Below are 20160 nucleotides of genomic sequence, written 5' to 3' on the forward strand. Positions count from 1 at the left end.
GCCGCGGCGGGCTTCGTCGCGTGCGTCCGCCGCATTAAGCATCGCTTAAGCGAGAGCGCCCTAGCATCGTTCGTATCAGGCCGGGCAACCGGCCGAGTTTTTACGCCTCACGCAACCGGATTCATGCAGACCCTCAATCTCACCCTTTTTTCCGCCATCAACGCCGGGGTTGCGCCGCAGCCGGGCGTTGCCCGCCTCGCCATCTTCGCCGCCGACTGGCTCGTCTATGCGCTGCCCGCGATGCTGCTGCTGACCTGGATCTTCGGCGCGCGCACGACGCGGCGCCAGGCGATCGAAGCCGGAGTCGGCGTATGCGTGGCGATCGCGCTCGCGCAGGTCATCGGACATTTCTGGTTCTCGCCGCGTCCGTTCATGGCCGGCGTCGGCACGCAACTGATTCCGCATGCGCCGGACAGCTCGTTTCCGAGCGACCACATGACGTTCGCGTGGAGCATGGCAGTCGGGTTGATGCTCGGCGGCACGACCCGGCTCACCGGGTTCGTGATGGCCGCGTTGGCCGCGGCGATTGCATGGGGGCGTATCTATGCGGGCGTGCACTGGCCGTTCGACATGGCGGGCGGCGTGCTGGTCGGCACGGCCGGCGCGCTGGCCGCGCACCTGTACGGACAACGCGCGACCGCGCTGCTCGAACGGCTCGGCGATTCGGTGCATGCAGTCGTGATGGGGCGCCGGCACGCGCCGTAAGCGGGGGGATCGGGCCGGACGCCGTCAGCCGGGTGTCCTGGCCGATTCAGCCGATGCGGATGGCCCGCCGCCCGCATCGTGCAGTTCGGGCGTATCGGCCGGATGTTGCGCGGCGTCGCGGTCGAGCGCGCTTTCCTTCAGGATCGCGCACATCGCGACGAACAGCGCGAGTACCACCGCGGCAAGGCCGCAATAGCCGGCGATCTTCAGGTTGCGAAGGAAAGGCGACGCGGGGCTTTCTTTTGTCATGACCGGACGCTCCTGGGCGGGCTGCGACGGCTGTCGCCCGACAGCGGCGTCGCACACACAGATATATACCAGTCGCGATAGCGGTGCCAAGCCCGCTGGTGCGCCGACGCGACGATTGTGTCATCCGCCGGTCAGCCGGGTACGCCTTTGACGGCTACCCGCATCCGTCAGTCTTCCAGGGTTTCGTGCACGGCCGCCGCGCCGCGCTTCCAGTAGGCCGCCGCGCGGATGCGCGATTTGTCGACGCCGCGCTCGCCGGTCAGGTGCTGGCGTACCGCGCGTATCGACAGCGCTTCGCCTGCCGCCCACACGTAGCCGTCGCCGGACGGCGGCAGCGGCAGGTCGCGCACGGCATTCAGCAGTACGTCGCCGTTCGCGGCGTCGGCTTCGGCGCGGAAGCGCCAGATTTCATGCACGTCGGCGCGCGTGTCGAACGCGATCTGCGCGGTGCGATCCGCGACTTCCATCACGACGGCCGCGCGCGCGCCGGCCGGCAATTCCTCGAGGCGCCGCGCGACTGCCGGCAGCGCCGTATCGTCGCCGATCAGCAGGTGCCAGTCGAAACCGGTCGGGACGACGAACGAACCGCGCGGGCCGCCGATGCCGAGCCATTGGCCGACGCGTGCCTGTGCGGCCCACTGCGACGCGGGGCCCGGGTGGTTCAGCACGAATTCCAGATCGAGTTCGCGAGCGGCGCGGTCGAAGCGGCGCGGCGTGAAGTCGCGCGCGACCGGCCTCGGTTCGCCTTCCGGAAACTCCGGACCGTTCGCGCCGAGCGTCGGCATCGCAGGCCGTTCGGCGCCGGGCGGCGGGAAAAATACCTTCACGTGATCGTCGAACGACGCGGATTCGAAATCCGCGAGATCGGGGCCGCCGAGCGTGACGCGCAGCAGGTGCGGCGTCACGGCGTGCACGCGCAGGACCTGCAGCAAGCGGAACTTGAGGGTGTGGCGCACGCGGGTCACGGTGCGCTCGGATGTGTTCTGCATCAATCCGTTCTCCTGAGGTTTGACGGGACGGCGCGGATCACGCGCCGGTGCCGCCTTCGATTTCGGCCGTCGCACGGCGCAAGATGGCCGCGACGCGGCGCTGTTCATCCGGGCCGGCTGCGCTCTTGTGCAGCAACGCGCGCTTGAGTGCGAGGCGCGCCTCGACGAACTCCGGCAGCCAGCCTGCTTGCGTTTCGTCCTGCGTTTCGTTGCCCGCCGATTCCCCGGCGAACGCACGGCGCATGAATTCCATCTTGCGAGCGAGGTGCGTGAGGCGTGCGAACAGCGTATCGACCCGTTCGCGCTGGGCGTCGAGATGGGTGCGGCCGGCGTCGGTCAGTGCATAACGCTTGCGGTTGCCTTCCGCCTGCGACGCGACGAAGCCGACTTCTTCGAGATACGTGAGCGCCGGATACACCATGCCGGGGCTCGGGCTGTAGAAACCGTTCGAACGCGTGTCGAGCGCCTTGATCAGCTCGTAGCCGTGGCTCGGTTGCTCGGCGACGAGCGCAAGCAACAGCAACTGGAGATCGTCGGAGCTGAACTGGCGGCCGCGTGGCATGCCGTCGTCGCCGAAATCGCCAAAGCCGCCGCGCCCGCCACGGCCGCCGAACGGGCCGCCGCCACCGAACGGATCGTGGCCGCGGCGGTGGCGGCCGATCGCGTACCAGAGACCGGTGAACCAGTCAGGGCGGGCATGCGCACCATGACCGTCGCTTCGGGCATGGCCGCGGGAAGGGTTGTGTCGCATGATCGGGTCCTATATATCGGAAAACATATCTAAAGATATATATCGAAAGATAGGCCGTCAAGGGGATTTATTGGGGGATGGATGGCGGGGACTGGCGAAAAGGTGATCACGCTGTAGGTTGGCAAAAAAGGTGGCCTTTTTTGCAGTATTTGATCAAAACTATTGATGTGGAAATTAAATAGTTTTCATTGAAACTCCCAGTGTTTTTGTCTGGTCGGTCTGATCAGACCCCCGACGCGCATCGTTCCCGACGGCGGCGGCACCGGGTGGTGCGGTCAAAGACGTCACCTGTCGAAGCCCATCGCGTGTAACCCTCAGCTGACCCGGCGATTCTCAGCGCATCATGAGCTGCGTCGGTTTGATTGGGCGCTGCCGGACGATCGTCGGGAATTTGCTGGCGTACTGAAGTACATGCAGAGCCGATTACCCTTGCCGTGCCCCGAACTTTATTCTCCGGATTTCGCGATGAGAATGTACTTGGCTTCCGCCGGTGTAATCGACTACGTTGCCAAGATCATCGACGGGGCGGTTTTGTGTGCCATTGAGCGTGGTAAGAGTCGGCTCGGTCTTACGGAATTCGAACAAGCTTTTGCCGAGGAGGTCTGGGCTGGTGGGGTAGGTAGGCTCAATCCATTTCACCCCGATGCGGAGTTGCGTGATCTCGTGGGTACTGGTGAGCCCTTCTGGTATCTCGCTCGCGACGTGAATGGAAATGGCAAGAAACTCCGCTGAATCGTCGGTAGCGGTTGCAATCGCCTCTCCTCCAAGGATGTTTATGCACCCAGTCATCCAGGTCGGAGAGGCGAGTTCGGCCTATATGAAGCGCATCGCCGTCAGCAATGGTATCTCGCTAGATCGCCTGTATCAGCTTGGTGTAGTCCTCGACGAGACGGCTCTTGAGAAGGCGTTGTCTTGGGATCGTATCGCGCCCCCGGTCGAATCGAGACGATACTTGAATAGTCTGATCAGTTTGCGTCGCTCTGCGCCCAGGGCGTGGCTGAACAAGACTGCACGGTGCTGCCCGCTTTGCTTGCGCGAACAGACGCGCTGGGCAGCCGAGTGGGAATTGCGTCCCTATCTAGCGTGCACCAAGCATCGATGCTGGCTGATCGATCGGTGTGGCGCGTGCAACCGCCCCATACTTTGGACAAGAAAATCGCTGCTTTGCTGCGACTGTGGAGAACGGTTTGCAGACATGCAAACGTCGTCAGCACCAACGAAGTTCACTTAGCTATCCTCAATAATAGCTAGTAGGCTTCCAAATTTTTGCGGAGAATCTTCTGTATTCGATGGGCTTTCGTTGAATGACATGATTTCTCTTCTTGTGCACTTCGGGAACCCAACCGATGCCGAAAAAGCCGGTTGCCGTCGCGAGGCAGGCCACATCGGAGCAATGAGCAACGCCATCGCGGCCCTTGATCCATCGGCCGATGCATTGTCGGTGTGGCCATCTGGGTTTCGGACATATCTAAGTAAGATGCACAAGGAACGAGGCGACGAGGATGGGTGTGTCGGATCCACTTTCCGAGGCATCTATACCTACATTCGCTCGAACCAACATAAAGGAGAATTCGGGTTCCTAAGGGACGTTGTTTTGCAGTACCTCGTCGATCATTGGCCGTGGCCTTCGCTTGATCGGAAAAACGCCCTGATGGACACCGTCGCATCTCGATTGCCCTGGATGTGGGCGTCAAGCGCAGCTCGGGAACTCAATATGAAAGAAGAGAAGCTCAAGGAGTTAGCTGGGAAGGGGCTGATCGTGGTCAAATATCGACCATCTCGAAGCAAACGAATGTTGCTGGCTGTTCGGCGCGAAGACCTACCGAGGATTCGGCAGATCTTGCATGAGCAGGCTGGCCTCAAGGCGCTTCGGAACCTTGGGATATCGATTCGACGGCAGATCGTGTTGCTCCCGCTCCTTTTTCCGGAGGCTCAAGGGGATACCGTACAGTTTCGCAAAGGAGAACAAGTGCAGGTATTGAGATCCAGTATCGAAAAGCTACTCAAGCTTGCCGAGGATTTGCCGGTCATCGACTATGAGGGTGCCGAGCAAGTAGTGTTGGCACGGGTACTTCGATCGTGTGCTTGGCGTAACGAGATGATCGAGCATCTCTTTCGGATGATTCTCCGTGGCGAGATGAAGCCGGAGGCTGTGCTCAAGGGTAAGCCAGGGTTCACTGGATGGCTGTTTTCTCGAGAGGCGCTGGAAAGAATCAAGCTTGAGGGCTCGCTGACACGGCTGAAGGCATATTCGCAGGCAGGCGCCAACGCGCTTCCCGCGCTGGCGCCACCAAACCGGACGATATCGACGTCATCGTAAAGGCAGTTTCACTCACGCCCGTCAGCGTCATCTTTGTCAGCCCCAACATGCAGGCCGTGGATTTCGAGAAGCGCGGCGTGTGACGGGCCGGTGTTGGCGGGTTCCTTGCGACGGCGGTCTCAAGACGCGCGGCTGCCAGGACATCCTGATTACCGTGGTCGATGGCCTGGAGGGGCTCACCGAAGTCATCAGCATGACCTATTCGCGAATCCCGGTTGCGCCCCACGCATGAATTGGCATCTTGTGCGTCGAAGCGGCAATATTTTTTCTTTCCATAGCCTTTCAAATGCGCAGCAAGGTACTGTATGACAGGGGAATACCCTGCCTTTTTTTTTCGATCATGTTTTATGTATCATGACCTAACTTTTGCAACATGTACTAACTCAGGGCGCCAGAAAATCCTTATCGGTATGGGGCAGTACGGCGCGTGTACAGGCAGGAATGCGAACCGGATTAGCGCCCCCGTCAAGGGCAGGCGGCCCGGTGGCAGGTGAAGCGGATCGGGATCGCATCCTGTCTTCAGACTCCGCGCGAACGATGGCCGCCTGCCGCCAGGGCAGCCGGAGTTCGCGCCCCAATGCAGGCGTCATTCACAGATTATGTCCAGGAAGTCATCCACCAGCGGGGCGGCCGACCTGCAGCGCAGGCAGTGGCTCAAGGTTGCCGGTGCATCGGTCGCGGCGGGCGGTCTCGCACTCGGCGCCGCGCGGGCGAAGGCCGATGCGGCGCCTGCCGCCGGGAACGACAGCGGCGTGCTCGATGTCGCGATCGTCGGCGCCGGGCTGGCGGGCCTGACGGCCGCGCGCGACCTGCGCTACGCCGGCTGCGAATCCTTCGTCGTGCTCGAGGCGCGCGACCGCGTGGGCGGCCGCACGCTGAACTACGACGTGGGCGGCGGCCACGTGACCGAAGTGGGCGGCCAGTGGATCGGCCCGGGCCAGACGGCGGTCGCCGATCTTGCTCGCGAGCTGGAAGTCGGCACGTTCCCGAGCTACTACGCGGGCAAGACCGTGATTCTCGGCGGCGACGGGCGCGCCGAGATCGACCTGGAGGGCACCTTCGGCACCGACGAGGCCGTCGCGGCGAAACTGAGCAGGTTGTCGCGCGACGTGCCGTCGGGCGCGCCGTGGACGTCGCCCAAGGTCGGCGAACTCGACCGACTGTCGGTCGGCGACTGGCTCGCGACGCAGGGCATCAAGGCGGAAGACCGGATGGGCTGGAACGCGTCGATCTCGCTGTCGGGCGGCGTCGCGCCGGCGAAGATGGGGCTGCTGCACTTCCTGTCGATGATCAACTCCGCCGATTGCGATTACGCGCAGCTCGATTCGATCAAGCACAGCGCGCAGGAAACCCGCTTCGTCGGCGGCTCGCAGATCCTCAGCATCCGGATGGCGCAGCAACTGGGCGACAAGGTGCGGCTGTCGTCGCCGGTGCGGCGGATCGTCGGCTGGGATCGCGATGTCGTGACGCTGGAAACCGATCGCGGCACGGTGCGCGCGAAAAAGGTCGTGATGGCGCTTCACCCGGCGCTGTGTCATCAGGTGCAGTTCGATCCGCCGCTGCCTGAAAAGCGCCACGCGTTGCAGCGTGCGTGGCCGGCCCATTCGCCGGCGCGCAAGACCGCGATGGTCTACCGCCGCCCGTTCTGGCGCGACAAGGGCTTGAACGGCCACATCTTCCAGACCGACGGGCCGGTGTTCTGGGCTTACGACAATTCACCGCCGGGCGGCGAGATCGGCGTGATCAACGCGTTCGTCCGGAATGCGTTGGTGCCGTCGGATCCGCAGGCCGCGAAGCAGATGCACATGGATCTCTATGCGCAGGCGTGGGGCGACGAAGCGCGTGCGCCGGTGTCGTACCACGATCGCGACTGGGGGCTCGCCGACCCGTGGACGCTCACGTGCGTATCGGCGATCCCGCCCGGCTTCTGGAGCGCGCACGGCGAAGCGCTGCGTGCGCCGTGCGGCAACCTGATCTGGTCGGGCACCGAGACCGCGAACATCTGGGCCGGCTACATGGACGGCGCCGTGCGCTCCGGTCACCAAAGCGCGCTTCAGGCGCTGAATGCGCTGCGTCATGCTTAGGATCACGAAGATGAAGAAACGGCTTTTATTGCTCACGGCGGTGGTGGCGATCGGTGCGTTGCTGGCCCTCTACGGCCCGACGTTGCTCGGCTTCTATCGCCTGCAGCGCCATATCGATACGGCCGCGCAAGCCGATGACGCCGACGGCGGCCCGTGGCCGCGCGTGACAGACGCGTGCATGGGCTGCCACGGCGTGAAGGGCACGTCGCTCAGCCAGGCGTATCCGAGCCTTGCCGGCCAGCCGGCGCAATACGTGGCCGCACAGCTTCGCGCATTTGCGGGCGGGCAGCGCACGAACCCGACGATGGGCCCGCTCGCGATGACGATGAGCGAAGCCGAGATCACGCGTCTGGCCGGCTATTACGCGAAGCAGGCGCCGCTGGACAACCGCTATTTCAAGCCGGATGCACGACTGCGCACGAAAGGCGAGCAACTGGTGACGGGCGGTGCGTGCGCGGCCTGCCACGGCGCACAGCTGATGGGGCAGGCGCAATTCCCACGGCTGGCCGGGCAGGGATACGACTATCTGCTCGCGCAGCTCGACGCGTTCGCGAAGGGCTCGCGCAGCGAGGCGACCGGCACGATGCAGCGCGTCGCGCAGGCGATGTCGGCGGACGATCGGGCGGCGGTGGCGTCCTATCTCGCGAGCCTCGGCCCCGCTGGGCAGTGAATCAACGGCAGCAATCGACTTCGGGAGTTCGAACCATGGATTACAGATCACTTGCCCTTTGTCTTTCCAGCGCGACGCTTGCGGCGACGACCGGCGTCTACGGCTTCAAGTTCGTGCGCAAGCGCAACTTCCTGATCGGCCTCGAGTGGTGGATCGTGACGATCTCCGCATCCAACGCGGTGATCTTCTTCGCGACCGAATCGCCGGTGTCGTACTTCATCTCGCATTTTCTCGACGCGTTCTCGCGGGGATTCGGGATGCCGGTGATCGCGGTCGCCGGCCTGATGGCCGTCACGCACGGCTACCGGCCGTCGATGCGGCAGGACGTGACGCTGTTCGTGCTCGCGACGCTCGGGACGATCGCGCTCGTGGCCGGCGTGTTGCAGCACGCGCTGCCGTACTTCTACGTGGCGATGTGGACGCTGATGTCGATCTATCTCGCCGGTTTCGTGTGGCGACTCGCGCGTGCCGGGCACGCGTTCCATGCGCTGACGACGACGATCGCGCTCGTCGCTGCGCAGGCGATCGCGTGCATCTACGACTTCTACAAGATCCCCGGCGAGGAAACCAACGTCGTGTTCAATTTCTACGTACTGGCGTTGCTGACGTGGTCGTACCTGACCGTCGCGCTCTATTACGCCTATTGCGCACTGGAGCGGGAGAAGGGGCGCGGTCGGGCCGATGCCGGTGTGTTGTCGTATCCTAAATGAGTAGCTGTACTGAGGAGGTAACGAAGGATCGCTCCGGTTGCCGTGATCGTGGAGTGCGCGGATGGACCGCATTCGCCTGACCCGCGCCGAGCGGCGCGATGCGACGCGCGAACGCCTGCTCGGCGCCGCGCGCGCGATCCTCGCGGAGAAAGGCTATGCGGCCGCGAGCGTGGAGGATATTGCAGCGGCGGCCGGGCATACGCGCGGCGCATTCTACTCGAACTTCCGCGACAAGGCCGACGTGCTGTTCGAGCTGCTGCGCCGGGATCGGGACGAGGCTGCCGCGGCATTGCAGCGGATCGTCGGTTCGCACGATCCGGTCGACGATGCGCAGCGCGCGATGCTCGCGTATTGGCGAAGGGGCGCGACCCAGCCTGCAGTGCACCTGATGTGGCTCGACGCGCAGTTCCAGGCGGCGCGCGATCCGCGGTTCCGTGCGCGCTTCGGCGCGTTGCTACGAGACCGCCAGGCACTCGCGGCCGCGTGCATCGACGCGTATGCCGCGCGGGCCGGCGTGTCTTTGCCGTTGCCCACGCCGGTGCTGGCGCTCGGCCTGACCGCGTTGTGCGATGGCATGCAGTCGCACGGCGCGGCCGATGCGCTGGCCGACGCGGTACTGGTCGGCTTCATCGCGCACACGGTGTTCGACCGCGTGCGCGGATGACGGCGCGAAGACGCGGTGGCCGCGCGTTGTCGTGCGCCTGTATGAAGGCCGAAAGCCGATTGTCATGACGGGCCGGCGGCGGCCGGCCACAAACGTTCGATCATGCAGACGAAACAGGGAATACCCCGTCTTTTTCTTTTAATTATTTTTGTCATGATGACCTAACATAGTCATCATGTTCTACTGATGTGCCGGCAGTGAAGACGAACCGCCGGTTGAGGCTGAACGAATCGGGAGATAGACGATGGATGCAATGAAGCGAAAGGCGTTCTTCGAGGACGGAGCCGTGCTCATCGAAGGGGTGCTCAACGACGAACAACTCGCGCAATGCCGCGCGGTGTTCGACTGGGGAATGGAGAATCCGGGCCCGATGGCGACGACGCTGCTCGACGGCACCGAATACAAGTCGCACAACGACAACGCGAACCCGTATGCGAAGGAGCGGCTCGACGCGCTGGTCGGCACGCTGCCGTTCGGGCAGCTGTTCGCCGACCTGTGGGGTTCGAAGCACGTGTGGTACTTCGCCGAGGAGCTGTTCATGAAGGGCGGCGGCAAGAGCGCACGCTCGCCGTGGCACCAGGACACGTCGTACCTGCCGTGGCAGGGCATGCACTTCGGCAACGCGTGGATCAGCTTCGAGCACGTGCCCAAGCGTAATGCGCTGGAGATCGTGCGCGGCTCGCATCACGGCGTGCGGCATGACGGCACGACGTTCCAGAACGCCGAGGATCCGACCGACCCGCTGCACGGCGGCGACGTGTGGCCGCGCCTGCCGAACATCGAGGCCGAGCGCCGCGCGGCGCCGGATGCGTACGACATCCTGTCGTGGGAAACGAAGCCGGGCGACGTGCTGCTGCTCCATCCAGGCGTGCTGCACGGCGGCGGCGCGGTCGACGCCGATTTCCCCGATCGCCATACGCTCGTGCTGCGCTTTTTCGGCGACGACGCGGTGTTCAGCCCGCTGCCCGACGAAAGCCGCTCGGGATTCACGCCGGCCGGCGTGCTGTTTGTCGAGGAACTCGCCGGGCTGAAGGCCGGCGATCCGTTCCGCGCGCCGTGTTTCCGCCAACTCGTCTGAACCGGGAGAATTCGTCATGACAGCAACTCCGAAGCGGCAATCGATCGTGCCGGCTGCGTTCCAGCCGTGGTACGACGCGTACCACTTCTCGCCGGCGACGCGCGTCGGCGACACGATCTGGGTGTCGGGCCAGGTCGGCCTCGACGCGCAGATGCAGCCGGCCGACGGCGTGCAGGCCCAGGCGCGGATCGCGTTCGAGTGCCTGAAGGCGATCCTCGAGGAAGCCGGCGCGAGCCTCACCGATGTCGTGGAGCTCACGACTTTCCACACGGATCTGCAATGCGAGACCGAAGGCTTCGCGGCGGTCAAGGACGTGTATTTCCCCGACCGTTACCCGTCGTGGACAGCGGTCGGCGTCACGCAACTGGCGCTGCCGGGGCTGTGCGTCGAGATTCGCGCGGTGGCGGTGGCCGGCTCCGGCAAGGGCTGACGGAAGGCACGAGGGTTTTTCGCGGGATTTGCGTTCCATATGAATCGCAGTCCTGATAAAAAAGTAACGGGATAGCAGTCGATTGGCACGTGGCCGGCCGGGACCCCGGCCGGCCTCGATCAGGGCGCGACGTCATCGTCGATTGACGACGACGATCGAAACAAATGCGTTTCGTCCGGGATGGGCGAGCGAAGGCGGAGCAGGAAGGAGAACCATGATGAAGAAGCATCGTTTCTGGACCACGTCCGCGATCGCGGCCGCTGCATGTGTCGCGATCGGCACCGCCGTCGCGGCGGACGACCTGACACCGGCCGGCGCCGACCGTTCGGCGAGCAAGGACGGCGCGGTGCCGGCTTATGCGGGCAAGCAGTCGCCCGACGCCGGCTGGGAGTGGGGCAAGGTACGCGGCGATTTCTGGAAGCATCGCAACGAGAAGCCGCTCTATTCGATCGACGCGGCGAACGTCGACAAGTATGCGGACAAGCTGTCGCCCGGCCAGGTCGCGCTGATCAAGCAGAAGAAGGGCTACCGGATGGACGTCTACCCGTCCCACCGCGAATGCCAGTTGCCGGATGCCGCCGAGCAGAACTCGAAGGCGAACCTCACGGCCGCGAAGCTGGATGCGAGCGGCGAGAACCTCGCCGCGGCCGCGTTGCCGGGCGTGCCGTTCCCGCAACCGAAGAACGGCATCGAAGCGATCCTGAACTACGAGATGCGTTATCGCGGCGAAGGCGTCGAATGGGCGCAGGTCGCCACGAGCATTTCGCCGCGCCCCGGCAGCAGCGAATGGATCGACGCGGTCGGCCCGCAGACGTTCTATTTCCCGTCGGCCAAGCTCGGCAAGACCTCGCCGCAGGAGGTCGACCAGTTGAGCGCCGCCGTTTATTTCCAGATGAACTCGCCGGCCGCGCTGGCCGGGCAGGCCTTCGTCCAGCGGCAGTACTTCAACAAGGATTCGGAAACCTACTACTACTTCCCGGGACAGCGCCGCGTGCGACGCATGCCGGCCTATACGCATGACGCGCCGTTGATCGGCTTCGAGAACCAGTACCTGATCGACGAGGCCAACATGATCAACGGCTCGCTCGACCGGTTCAACTGGAAGCTGGTCGGCAAGAAGGAAATGCTCGTCCCGTACAACGCGTTCGGCATGTACCGGTTCAAGAGCAAGCTGCACGACGTCGCGACGCCCGACGGCCTCGCCGCGGCGAACCGTCGCTACGAGACGCATCGCGTGTGGGTCGTCGAAGCGACGCTGAAGCCGAGCGCGCGGCACGTCGCGTCGAAGAAGGTGTTCTATCTCGACGAAGACAGCTGGCTCGCGCTCGTCGGCGAGGACTACGACGCGCAGGGCAAGTTGTGGAAGGTGCGGGAAAGCTACCCGATTCCGGTATGGGAGCTTGGTGGCACCTGCGACAACGAACCGCTCGCGCAGTACGACATGATCAATGGCCGCTATGTGTTCGATGCGTCGTCGATCGGTCAGGGCAAGGACATTCGCTGGTTCGGTCAGGCCGACGATCCGCGCTTCAAGCAGGATTTCTACACGGCGGAATCGCTGCGCTCGGTCAGCGAACGTTGACGGTGACCGGCTGACGGATACAAGGACCGGCGCGCGCAACGATCGTGCGCCGGCATCGAACAGGGGCGGAGGTGGATCATGGAACCGGCAAGATTGTTAAGGAATGCTACGGTATCGGTCGCGATGGCGGGCGCCGCGACGTCGAGCGCGTACGCGTATGACTTCACGTTGAACGGCGGGGCCCTGCAGGGCTCGTGGGTGTCGAACCTCACGGCCGGCGCCGGTATTCGCACCAAAAACCCGAGCTGCTCGCTCACCGGCGACCCGAACGCCTTCGGCTGCGGCGCGGGCGCGAACACCAACCAGTGGGGCTATGCGGACAACGGCGACCTGAACTATCGCAGGGGCCAACCGTTCAGCACCTACATCAGCGCGACCAGCGAGCTGCTGCTGAAGATGCCGAGCGAGGGGTTGAAGTTCATGGTGCGCGGTACCGGCATGTACGACTTCATGGCCAAGAACACGAACCGCACGCCGTTGTCGAGCACGGCCGCCGCGCAGGTCGTCTACAACGCGCAGCTGCTCGACCTGTGGGCGCAGAAGGATTTCACGATCGGCGGGCGCAACGCGCACGTGCGGCTCGGCAACCAGGTGATCAACTGGGGCGAGAGCATGTTCGCGCAGAGCGGCATCAACGCGACGAACTCCATCGACACACAAAAGCTGCTGATTCCCGGCTCGCAGCTCAAGCAGGCGCTGCTGCCCGCGCCGATGGTGAGCCTGGCAGCCGACCTGTCGCACGGGTTCAGCACCGAGGCGTACTACCAGTTCCAGTGGAACGGCAACCGCTATCCGCCGGTCGGCTCGTACTGGTCGGTGACGAACGGTTTCGGCCGCGGCGCGGAGCCGTTCACGATCAACACGAACAACCTGAACGTGACTGGCCCGAGCGCCGGCACGATCGCGAACGCGATCGGCGGATCGGGTGCGGCGGGCAACCAGGACACGCTCAATGCGATCAAGAACGGGCTCGTGAACGGCACCTACGCCGGGCCGCCGTTCAACGACATCGGCCTGCCGAGCACGACGAACCTGCCGGCGAAATACCGGCCGCAGTTCGGCGTGAAGTTCAACTATTCGCCGCGCTCGTTCGACGCGAACTTCGCGTTCTACTACCTGAACTACACCGACAAGTCGCCGGTGCTCGCGTCGCTCGCGAACGGCACCGAGCAATGGTCGTATCTCGGCCGGCGCCAGTTGTTCGGCGTCAGCGCGAACTTCGGCGTCGGCCCGTGGGCGATCGGCACCGAACTGTCGTACCGGCCGCGCGATGCGGTCGCGCTGTCGAGCTGCTACGGCGCGGGCGGCCCGCTCGACCTGAACACGAACGGCGTGGCCGGCGTGGACTGCCCGCAATGGGTCGACAAGAAGAAGTTCCAGTACGACATCAACGGGCTGCTCGCGCTCACGCGCAGCGAGTATCCGTTCCTGAAACTGCTCGGCGCCGATTCGGCCGCGCTGACGTGGGAACTGACGTGGATCTACTACCCGGGGCTGAGCCCGAGCGGCGTCACGCGCACGGTCGGCGGCCAGACCGTCACGCAGGTGCCGCAGACCGGCTACCTGCCGTGGCTGAACAACGGGTCGGCTGCCGGCTATCCGATCGGGATGGGCCAGGGTACGTCGAGCTCGGTGGGCGCGACGATCGACTTCAACTGGACCTATGACGGCACGCTGATTCCCGGCTGGCAGGTCACGCCGGGCCTGACGTTCAGCACCGGCCTGTACGGCTACACACCGACCTTCACCGCGAATTACATGCAGGGTGCGAAGTCGCTGAACGTCTACGTGCTGTTCAACCAGAACCCGCCGAACTGGCAGGCCGGCATCAACTTCACTTCGTTCTGGGGCGGTCACAACACGGTGGGCCAGCCTTATGCGGACCGCAATTTCGTCGGCTTGTTCGTCACGCGGAATTTCTGACGGCGGCGGGTGGCAGGTGGCAGGTGGGCCGCCGCAATACATGAAGGGGTAACGTCGTGCTCAATCGTCTGGTCAGTCGCCTGGAAAGGCTTTTCTTCGGTCACCGCGCGATCGTACTCGCGGCGATCGCGTTGTTCACCGTCGCGATGGCCGTGTTCGCCGTGCAACTGCGCATGGATGCCGGCTTCGAAAAGCAGATGCCGATCGGGCACGAGTACATCCGCACGTTCCAGCAATACCGGAACGACCTGCTCGGCGCGAACCGGATCACGGTGGTCGTGCGTGCGAGGCACGGGTCGATCTGGTCGAAGCAGGGGCTGACGCGGCTGTACGACGTCACGCAGGCCGTCACGTACCTGCCGAACGTCGACCGGATCGGCGTGCGCTCGTTGTGGACGCCGAACGCGTTCGTCAACGAAGTGACCGACGAAGGGTTTCGCGCCGAGCCGATCATTCCCGGCACGGTCACGCCCGACCAGTTGACGCCCGACATCGTCGCGCGCGTGCGCCGCGCGACGACGCTCGGCGGCTACGTCGGCACGCTCGTGTCTCACGGCGAGGACAGCGCGATGATCACGGCCGAGCTGAACGAGCGCGACAGCGCCGGCAAGGTGCTCGACTACGTGGCATTCAATCACCTGCTCGAGGAGAAGATCCGCAAGCCGTTCGAGGATGCCGGCTACGACGTCCAGATCATCGGCTTCGCGAAACAGATCGGCGATATCGCCGACGGCGCGACGGCCGTGCTCGGCTTCTGCGCGGTCGCGCTGCTGCTGACGACGCTCGCGGTGTACTGGTATTGCCATTCGGTGCGCTTCACGGTGCTGCTGGTCGCGTGCTCGCTGACGTCGCTCGTATGGCAGTTCGGCACCCTGAAGCTGCTCGGCTTCGGCCTCGATCCGCTCGCGGTGCTCGTGCCGTTCCTCGTGTTCGCGATCGGCGTGTCGCATGGCGTGCAGCAGGTGAACTTCATCGTCCGCGAGATCGCGCACGGGCAGAGTTCGTTCGATGCGGCGCGCCACAGCTTCAGCGGCCTGCTGATCCCCGGCGTGCTCGCGCTGATCACCGCGTTCGTGTCGTTCATCACGCTGTTGCTGATTCCGATTCCGATGGTGCGCGAGCTGGCGATCACCGCGTCGCTCGGCGTGGCCTACAAGATCGTCACGAACCTGATCCTGCTGCCCGTCGCGGCATCGTGCTTCAACTTCACGAAAACCTATGCGGACAACTCGCTGAAGCGCGCGCAGCAGCGTGCGAAGCCGCTGCGCGTGCTCGCACGCGTGGCGGAGCCGAAGTACTCGGGCGTCACCGTCGCGCTGACGGTGGCGATCTTCGCGCTCGCCGCGTGGCAAAGCCGCGATCGCGTGATCGGCACGCTGCAGCCGGGTGCGCCGGAGCTGCGCGCGGACGCGCGCTTCAACCGCGACGCGACGTCGATCGCCGGCAACTACGACATGGGCCTCGACTGGCTGACGGTGGCGATCGAATCGACCGGCAAGGCGTGCGACAACCCGGCGGTCGGCCTGTATGAGGACGACTTCTCGGCCGCGATGAAGACCGAGCCTGGCGTCGTATCGGTGCAGTCGTACTCGGCGATGCTGCGCGCGTACAACCAGGGCTACAACGAGGACTTCCCGAAGATGAACGTCGTGCCGATCGCCGCCGAGAACTACGGCGGGGTGTCGGTCGACGTGTCGCGCTTGAAGGGCTTCATGAGCCGCGACTGCGGGATGACGGCCGTGCACCTGTTCTTGACCGATCACAAGGCGACGACGATCAACCGCATCCTCGACGACGTGAAGCAGTACCGCGCGTCGCATCCGTTCCCGGGCATCACGGTGCGGCTCGCCGCAGGTAACGCGGGCGTGCTCGCCGCGACGAACGACGAAGTCGAGAAGAGCGAGCTGCCGATGATGCTCTACGTGTATGCGGCGATTCTGGTCCTCGTGTTCCTGGCCTATCGCGACTGGCGCGCGATGCTCGCCTGTTGCGTGCCGCTGTCGGTCGCGACGTTCATCGGCTACTGGTTCATGAAGGAGCTGCAGATCGGGCTGACCGTCGCGACGTTGCCGGTGATGGTGCTGGCAGTCGGCATCGGCGTCGATTACGCGTTCTACATCTACAACCGGCTGCAGGTGCATCTCGCGGGCGGGCAGGACATCGTGAAGGCCGTGCAGCACGCGATGCTCGAAGTGGGCGTGGCCACGATCTTCACCGCGATCACGCTGGCGATCGGCGTCGCGACGTGGAGCTTCTCGGCGCTCAAGTTCCAGGCCGACATGGGCAAGCTGCTCGCGTTCATGTTCATCGTGAACCTGGTGATGGCGATGACCGCGCTGCCCGCGCTCGCGTCGCTGCTCGAACGCTGGTTCCCGCGCCGCAAGCCGGCCCGCGCGCCGGGCCTGTTCAGCCACTGAAGTTGACGCACATCCAGACGGAGATCCAGTCATGGTCAAGACCTTTGCTGTGTGCGGCGCACTTTGCCTCGTGGCGACAGGCTTCGCACGCTTCCATGAAACGGTTGCGCAACAGCCCGCGCCGGCCCGCGCGTTCGCAACCAACGCGCAACGCGTCAGCGTGCGCCACGCCACGGGCGGCGAACCGGCCGTGGCCCCGTCGTCGAACGACGGCGACGCCGGACGTCAGGCGGCGGCCGCGCAGGTTGCCGACAAGCCGCCCGTCATCGCGCTCGGCGTCGCGCATGCCGGCTGGTCGGTGCTGTTCAGCCACTGATGCCCGCGCACACCCCTACGGAGGTTCATCCATGATCAAGACGCTCATTGCCTGTACCGCGCTGTGCGCCGCCGCGGCGGCCTTCGCGCAACCTCAGGACGGAACGGTGGCGGCCTGGGCCACGAAGCCCGCGCATGCGTGGGCCGCGCCGACGCACCGGATGCTGATGGATGCGGCGCGCGCCGGATCGCGGATCGTCGCGGTCGGTGAGCACGGCATCGTGCTGCTGTCCGACGACGACGGCAAGACCTGGCGGCAGGCGCGACGCGTGCCGGTTGCGGCGGCGCTGTCGGCCGTGTCGTTCGCGGATGCGAAGCACGGCTGGGCCGTCGGCCAGTGGGGCGCGATTCTCGCGACCTACGACGGCGGCGACACGTGGGTCACGCAGCGGCTCGATACGTCGGTCGACCAGCCGCTGTTCTCGGTGCTGTTCACGAACGCGCGGGACGGGATTGCCGTCGGCCTGTGGTCACTGATGCTGCAGACGCACGACGGCGGCAAGACGTGGGCGCGCACGACGCTGCCGAAGCCGCCGGGCGGCGGCAAGGCCGACCGCAATCTCTATCACGCGTTTGCCGATGCCGCACAGGCGCTCTACGTCGTGTCCGAACAGGGGATGGTGCTCAAGTCGGCCGACGGTGGCGCGAACTGGGTCTATCTGCCAACGGGCGGCAAGGGCACGTTGTGGTCGGGCGTCGCGATGCCGGACGGCCGGATCGTGGTCGGCGGGTTGCTCGGCAGCCTGTTCGAGAGCCACGACGGCGGTGCGACATGGACCGCGCTGAATACCGGCGCGCACAGCTCGATCACCGATCTCGTCGCGACCGGCGGCGGGCTGGTCGGCGTTGGGCTCGACGGACTGACGTTCACGCAGCGCGTCGCGGGCGGCCCGTTCGACGTCGCGCAGCGCGCGGATCGCGCGACGCTCACCGCCGCGCTGATCGACGCGCGCGGCAAGCCGGTGCTGTTTTCGCAGGACGGCGTGCTGGCCGCGCCGTGAGTTGAATCCGAAAAAAGGAAGGATGGAGTACGCAAGATGAAAAGCAAGGACAAGCCGGACATGCAGGCCCGACGGCGGATATTGCGCGTCGCGGCCGCGAGCGCCGCGTCGCTCGCCGCCGGCGAGGTGTCGTTCGCCGAAGGCGCGGCGCCGGCAGCCGCCGATCGCGGCGTGTTCGACGTCGTCATCATCGGCGCCGGGCTCGCGGGGCTGACCGCCGCGCGCGACCTGCAGCGCGCCGGATGCGAATCGTTCGTCGTGGTCGAGGCGCGCGATCGCGTCGGTGGGCGGACCTACAACCACGATCTCGGGCACGGCGTGGTGTCCGAAGCCGGCGGCCAGTGGATCGGCCCGGGGCAGACGGCGATCGCCGACCTCGCCCGCGAACTCGGCGTCGATACGTTCCCGACCTATTACGCGGGCAAGACCGTCGTGCTGGCCGGCGACGCGCGCGTCGCCCAGGATTTCCACGGCGGATCGGGCGGCGACGACGCGCTCGGCGCGAAGCTCGGCGCACTCGCCCGCGGCGTGCCGTCGCGCGAGCCGTGGACCGCGCAGCACGCGGCGGAACTCGACAAGCTGACCTACGGCGACTGGCTGCGCAAGCAGGGCGTGACTTATGAAGACGGCTACTTTCTCGGCCTCGCGGCGAAGCTGTCGCTCGGCGGCGCACCGGCCCAGCTCGGGCTGCTGCACTACCTGTCGATGATCAACAGCGCCGATTGCGACTACGCGAAGCTCGAATCGACCAAGGGCGGCGCACAGGAAACGCGCTTCGTCGGCGGCTCGCAGGTGCTGAGCATCCGGATGGCGAGCGAACTCGGCGCGTCGAAGGTGCAACTGTCCTGCCCGGTGCGCAAGATCTCGGGCTGGGATCGCGACGTGGTCGACGTGCAGACCGATCGCGGCGTGCTGCGCGCGCGGCGGGTGATCGTCGCGCTCAATCCGGCGCTGTGCCAGCAGATCGTGTTCGATCCGCCGCTGCCGGACGGCCGCGCGCAGTTGCAGCGGAACTGGCCGGCGAATGCGCCGATGCGCAAGACGGTGCACGTGTACGACCGGCCGTTCTGGCGCGACGACGGCTACAACGGACAGATCTTCGAGGTCGGCGGCCCGGTGTTCATGGCGTACGACAACTCGCCGCCGGACGGCTCGGTCGGCGTGCTCGCCGCGTTCGTCGCGCCGGGCGCGCTGCCGGCCGAGCCGAAGGCCGCCGAGCGGACGCTGTCGGCCATTTTTGCGCGCGCGCTCGGCGACAAGGCGCTGCATCCGACGCAGTTCCACGACTACGACTGGGGCCGCGTCGATCCGTGGACGCTGCAGTGCATCCACCCGTTGCCGCCCGGGTTCTGGACAAAATGGGGCAAGTTCCTGCGCCCGGAAGCCGGCCGGCTGATCTGGTCGGGCACCGAGACGGCCGACCTGTGGGCCGGCGCGATGGACGGCGCGGTGCGCTCCGGACACCGCGCGGCGTTGCAGGCGCTCGGCAAACTGGCCGGCCGCGGACGGGAGGCCTGAATGAAACGAACCTGGATGATCGGCGCGGCGCTCGTGATCGCGGGCGTGGCGGCAGCCGGCACGCTGTACGGACCCGACCTCGTCGACGGCATGCGTTACCAGAAGTCGATGGCCGCGATCGGCGAAGCCGACAAGGTCAACGGCGGCGCGTGGCCGCGGCCGCAGGAGACGTGTTTCTTCTGCCACGGCGTGCACGGGCAGTCGCAGAACGCGTGGTATCCGTCGCTGTCCGGCCAGCCGGCCACGTATATCGCCGCGCAACTGCGCGCGTTCGCCACGGACCAGCGCCGCAACGCGTATATGGGGCCGCTTTCGCGCGAACTCGACGACGCGAAGATCGCCGCGCTGGCGACCTATTTCGCGCGGCAGGCGCCGGCGCGCAACGAGGCCGTGCCGGCCGACGTGGCGCTCGACAAGCGGGGCATGGCGCTCGTGGAGGCGCGAAGCTGCCGCGCGTGTCACGGCGCGGCGCTGACCGGCAAGGATCCGGCGCCGCGCCTCGCCGGCCAAGGGCAGCTTTACCTGGAAACGCAACTGGCGGCGTTCCGCTCGGGCGAGCGGCACGATCCGACCGGCGCGATGAACGCGCTGGCCGCGACGTTGTCGGGCGACGACACGCGTGCGGTTGCGCACTATCTGGCCGGCCTGTCGCCGGACGGAGCGGCGAAGTGATGCGCGAAACGCGTCAGGGCCGGGAATACCCTGCCTTTTTCTTTGCCGTTTACTTTGTCATAGTGACCTAAGATAGGTAATG

Annotated in this window: 20 protein-coding genes and 1 pseudogene; 18 read left to right on the forward strand and 3 right to left on the reverse strand. The window is 65.5% G+C overall.

Annotation, left to right across the window (positions count from 1 at the left end; genetic code table 11):
- Window positions 1-123: 123 nt before the first annotated feature.
- Window positions 124-705: an undecaprenyl-diphosphatase gene (locus APZ15_RS24940; RefSeq protein WP_021157499.1), complete on the forward strand. Its 582-nt coding sequence runs from the start codon at window positions 124-126 to the stop codon at window positions 703-705.
- A gap of 24 nt (window positions 706-729) precedes the next feature.
- Here the strand turns inward: APZ15_RS24940 and APZ15_RS24945 are convergent, their stop codons facing one another.
- From APZ15_RS24945 to APZ15_RS24955, 3 genes are all read right to left on the reverse strand, one after another.
- Window positions 730-954 (reverse strand): hypothetical protein, encoded by a 225-nt coding sequence (locus APZ15_RS24945; RefSeq protein WP_027790184.1) that lies wholly within the window; start codon window positions 952-954, stop codon window positions 730-732.
- 167 nt (window positions 955-1121) lie between these two features.
- Window positions 1122-1943 (reverse strand): siderophore-interacting protein, encoded by an 822-nt coding sequence (locus tag APZ15_RS24950; protein WP_027790183.1) that lies wholly within the window; start codon window positions 1941-1943, stop codon window positions 1122-1124.
- A 37-nt stretch (window positions 1944-1980) separates the two neighbouring features.
- Window positions 1981-2694, reverse strand: coding sequence for a PadR family transcriptional regulator (locus tag APZ15_RS24955; RefSeq protein WP_027790182.1), 714 nt, complete (start codon window positions 2692-2694; stop codon window positions 1981-1983).
- A 465-nt stretch (window positions 2695-3159) separates the two neighbouring features.
- Between APZ15_RS24955 and APZ15_RS41140 the strand changes: the two genes are divergently transcribed.
- The 17 genes and pseudogenes from APZ15_RS41140 to APZ15_RS25030 all read left to right on the forward strand — a co-directional run bounded on the left by APZ15_RS41140 (window position 3160) and on the right by APZ15_RS25030 (window position 20078).
- Entirely contained in the window at window positions 3160-3426 is a 267-nt protein-coding gene (locus tag APZ15_RS41140; RefSeq protein WP_027790181.1) for a hypothetical protein, read from the forward strand.
- Between the two features lie 43 nt (window positions 3427-3469).
- On the forward strand, window positions 3470-3925 hold the full coding sequence (locus tag APZ15_RS42725; protein WP_162269109.1) for a TniQ family protein: 456 nt from the start codon (window positions 3470-3472) through the stop codon (window positions 3923-3925).
- A gap of 69 nt (window positions 3926-3994) precedes the next feature.
- Entirely contained in the window at window positions 3995-5014 is a 1020-nt protein-coding gene (locus APZ15_RS41145; protein WP_138143400.1) for a hypothetical protein, read from the forward strand.
- A gap of 118 nt (window positions 5015-5132) precedes the next feature.
- A pseudogene (locus APZ15_RS42730) lies at window positions 5133-5231 on the forward strand (transposase); the annotation flags it as partial.
- A gap of 382 nt (window positions 5232-5613) precedes the next feature.
- A complete protein-coding gene (locus APZ15_RS24970) occupies window positions 5614-7098 on the forward strand; it encodes a flavin monoamine oxidase family protein (protein ID WP_027790179.1) in 1485 nt (494 codons plus the stop codon).
- A 10-nt stretch (window positions 7099-7108) separates the two neighbouring features.
- Complete coding sequence (locus tag APZ15_RS24975) at window positions 7109-7768, forward strand: c-type cytochrome (RefSeq protein ID WP_027790178.1); 660 nt, start codon at window positions 7109-7111, stop codon at window positions 7766-7768.
- Window positions 7769-7803: 35 nt separating this feature from the next.
- On the forward strand, window positions 7804-8478 hold the full coding sequence (locus tag APZ15_RS24980; protein WP_027790177.1) for a hypothetical protein: 675 nt from the start codon (window positions 7804-7806) through the stop codon (window positions 8476-8478).
- Between the two features lie 61 nt (window positions 8479-8539).
- Entirely contained in the window at window positions 8540-9142 is a 603-nt protein-coding gene (locus APZ15_RS24985; protein ID WP_027790176.1) for a TetR/AcrR family transcriptional regulator, read from the forward strand.
- A 244-nt stretch (window positions 9143-9386) separates the two neighbouring features.
- Window positions 9387-10220 (forward strand): phytanoyl-CoA dioxygenase family protein, encoded by an 834-nt coding sequence (locus tag APZ15_RS24990; RefSeq protein WP_027790175.1) that lies wholly within the window; start codon window positions 9387-9389, stop codon window positions 10218-10220.
- Between the two features lie 16 nt (window positions 10221-10236).
- On the forward strand, window positions 10237-10650 hold the full coding sequence (locus APZ15_RS24995; RefSeq protein ID WP_027790174.1) for a RidA family protein: 414 nt from the start codon (window positions 10237-10239) through the stop codon (window positions 10648-10650).
- 214 nt (window positions 10651-10864) lie between these two features.
- The gene (locus APZ15_RS25000) at window positions 10865-12232 is read left to right on the forward strand and encodes a DUF1329 domain-containing protein (protein ID WP_027790173.1); all 1368 of its coding nucleotides are present in this window, start codon (window positions 10865-10867) and stop codon (window positions 12230-12232) included.
- 78 nt (window positions 12233-12310) lie between these two features.
- Entirely contained in the window at window positions 12311-14155 is a 1845-nt protein-coding gene (locus tag APZ15_RS25005) for a DUF1302 domain-containing protein (RefSeq protein ID WP_027790172.1), read from the forward strand.
- 56 nt (window positions 14156-14211) lie between these two features.
- Window positions 14212-16572 (forward strand): efflux RND transporter permease subunit, encoded by a 2361-nt coding sequence (locus APZ15_RS25010; RefSeq protein ID WP_027790171.1) that lies wholly within the window; start codon window positions 14212-14214, stop codon window positions 16570-16572.
- A gap of 31 nt (window positions 16573-16603) precedes the next feature.
- Window positions 16604-16888, forward strand: a complete 285-nt coding sequence (locus APZ15_RS25015; protein ID WP_027790170.1) for a hypothetical protein — start codon at window positions 16604-16606, stop codon at window positions 16886-16888.
- A gap of 31 nt (window positions 16889-16919) precedes the next feature.
- Complete coding sequence (locus APZ15_RS25020) at window positions 16920-17888, forward strand: WD40/YVTN/BNR-like repeat-containing protein (RefSeq protein ID WP_027790169.1); 969 nt, start codon at window positions 16920-16922, stop codon at window positions 17886-17888.
- A gap of 36 nt (window positions 17889-17924) precedes the next feature.
- Window positions 17925-19406 (forward strand): flavin monoamine oxidase family protein, encoded by a 1482-nt coding sequence (locus APZ15_RS25025; RefSeq protein WP_027790168.1) that lies wholly within the window; start codon window positions 17925-17927, stop codon window positions 19404-19406.
- A complete protein-coding gene (locus APZ15_RS25030; protein ID WP_027790167.1) occupies window positions 19407-20078 on the forward strand; it encodes a c-type cytochrome in 672 nt (223 codons plus the stop codon).
- Window positions 20079-20160: the final 82 nt, after the last annotated feature.

The organism is Burkholderia cepacia ATCC 25416 (genome assembly GCF_001411495.1).
In the GTDB taxonomy this organism is placed as follows: Bacteria; Pseudomonadota; Gammaproteobacteria; order Burkholderiales; family Burkholderiaceae; genus Burkholderia; species Burkholderia cepacia.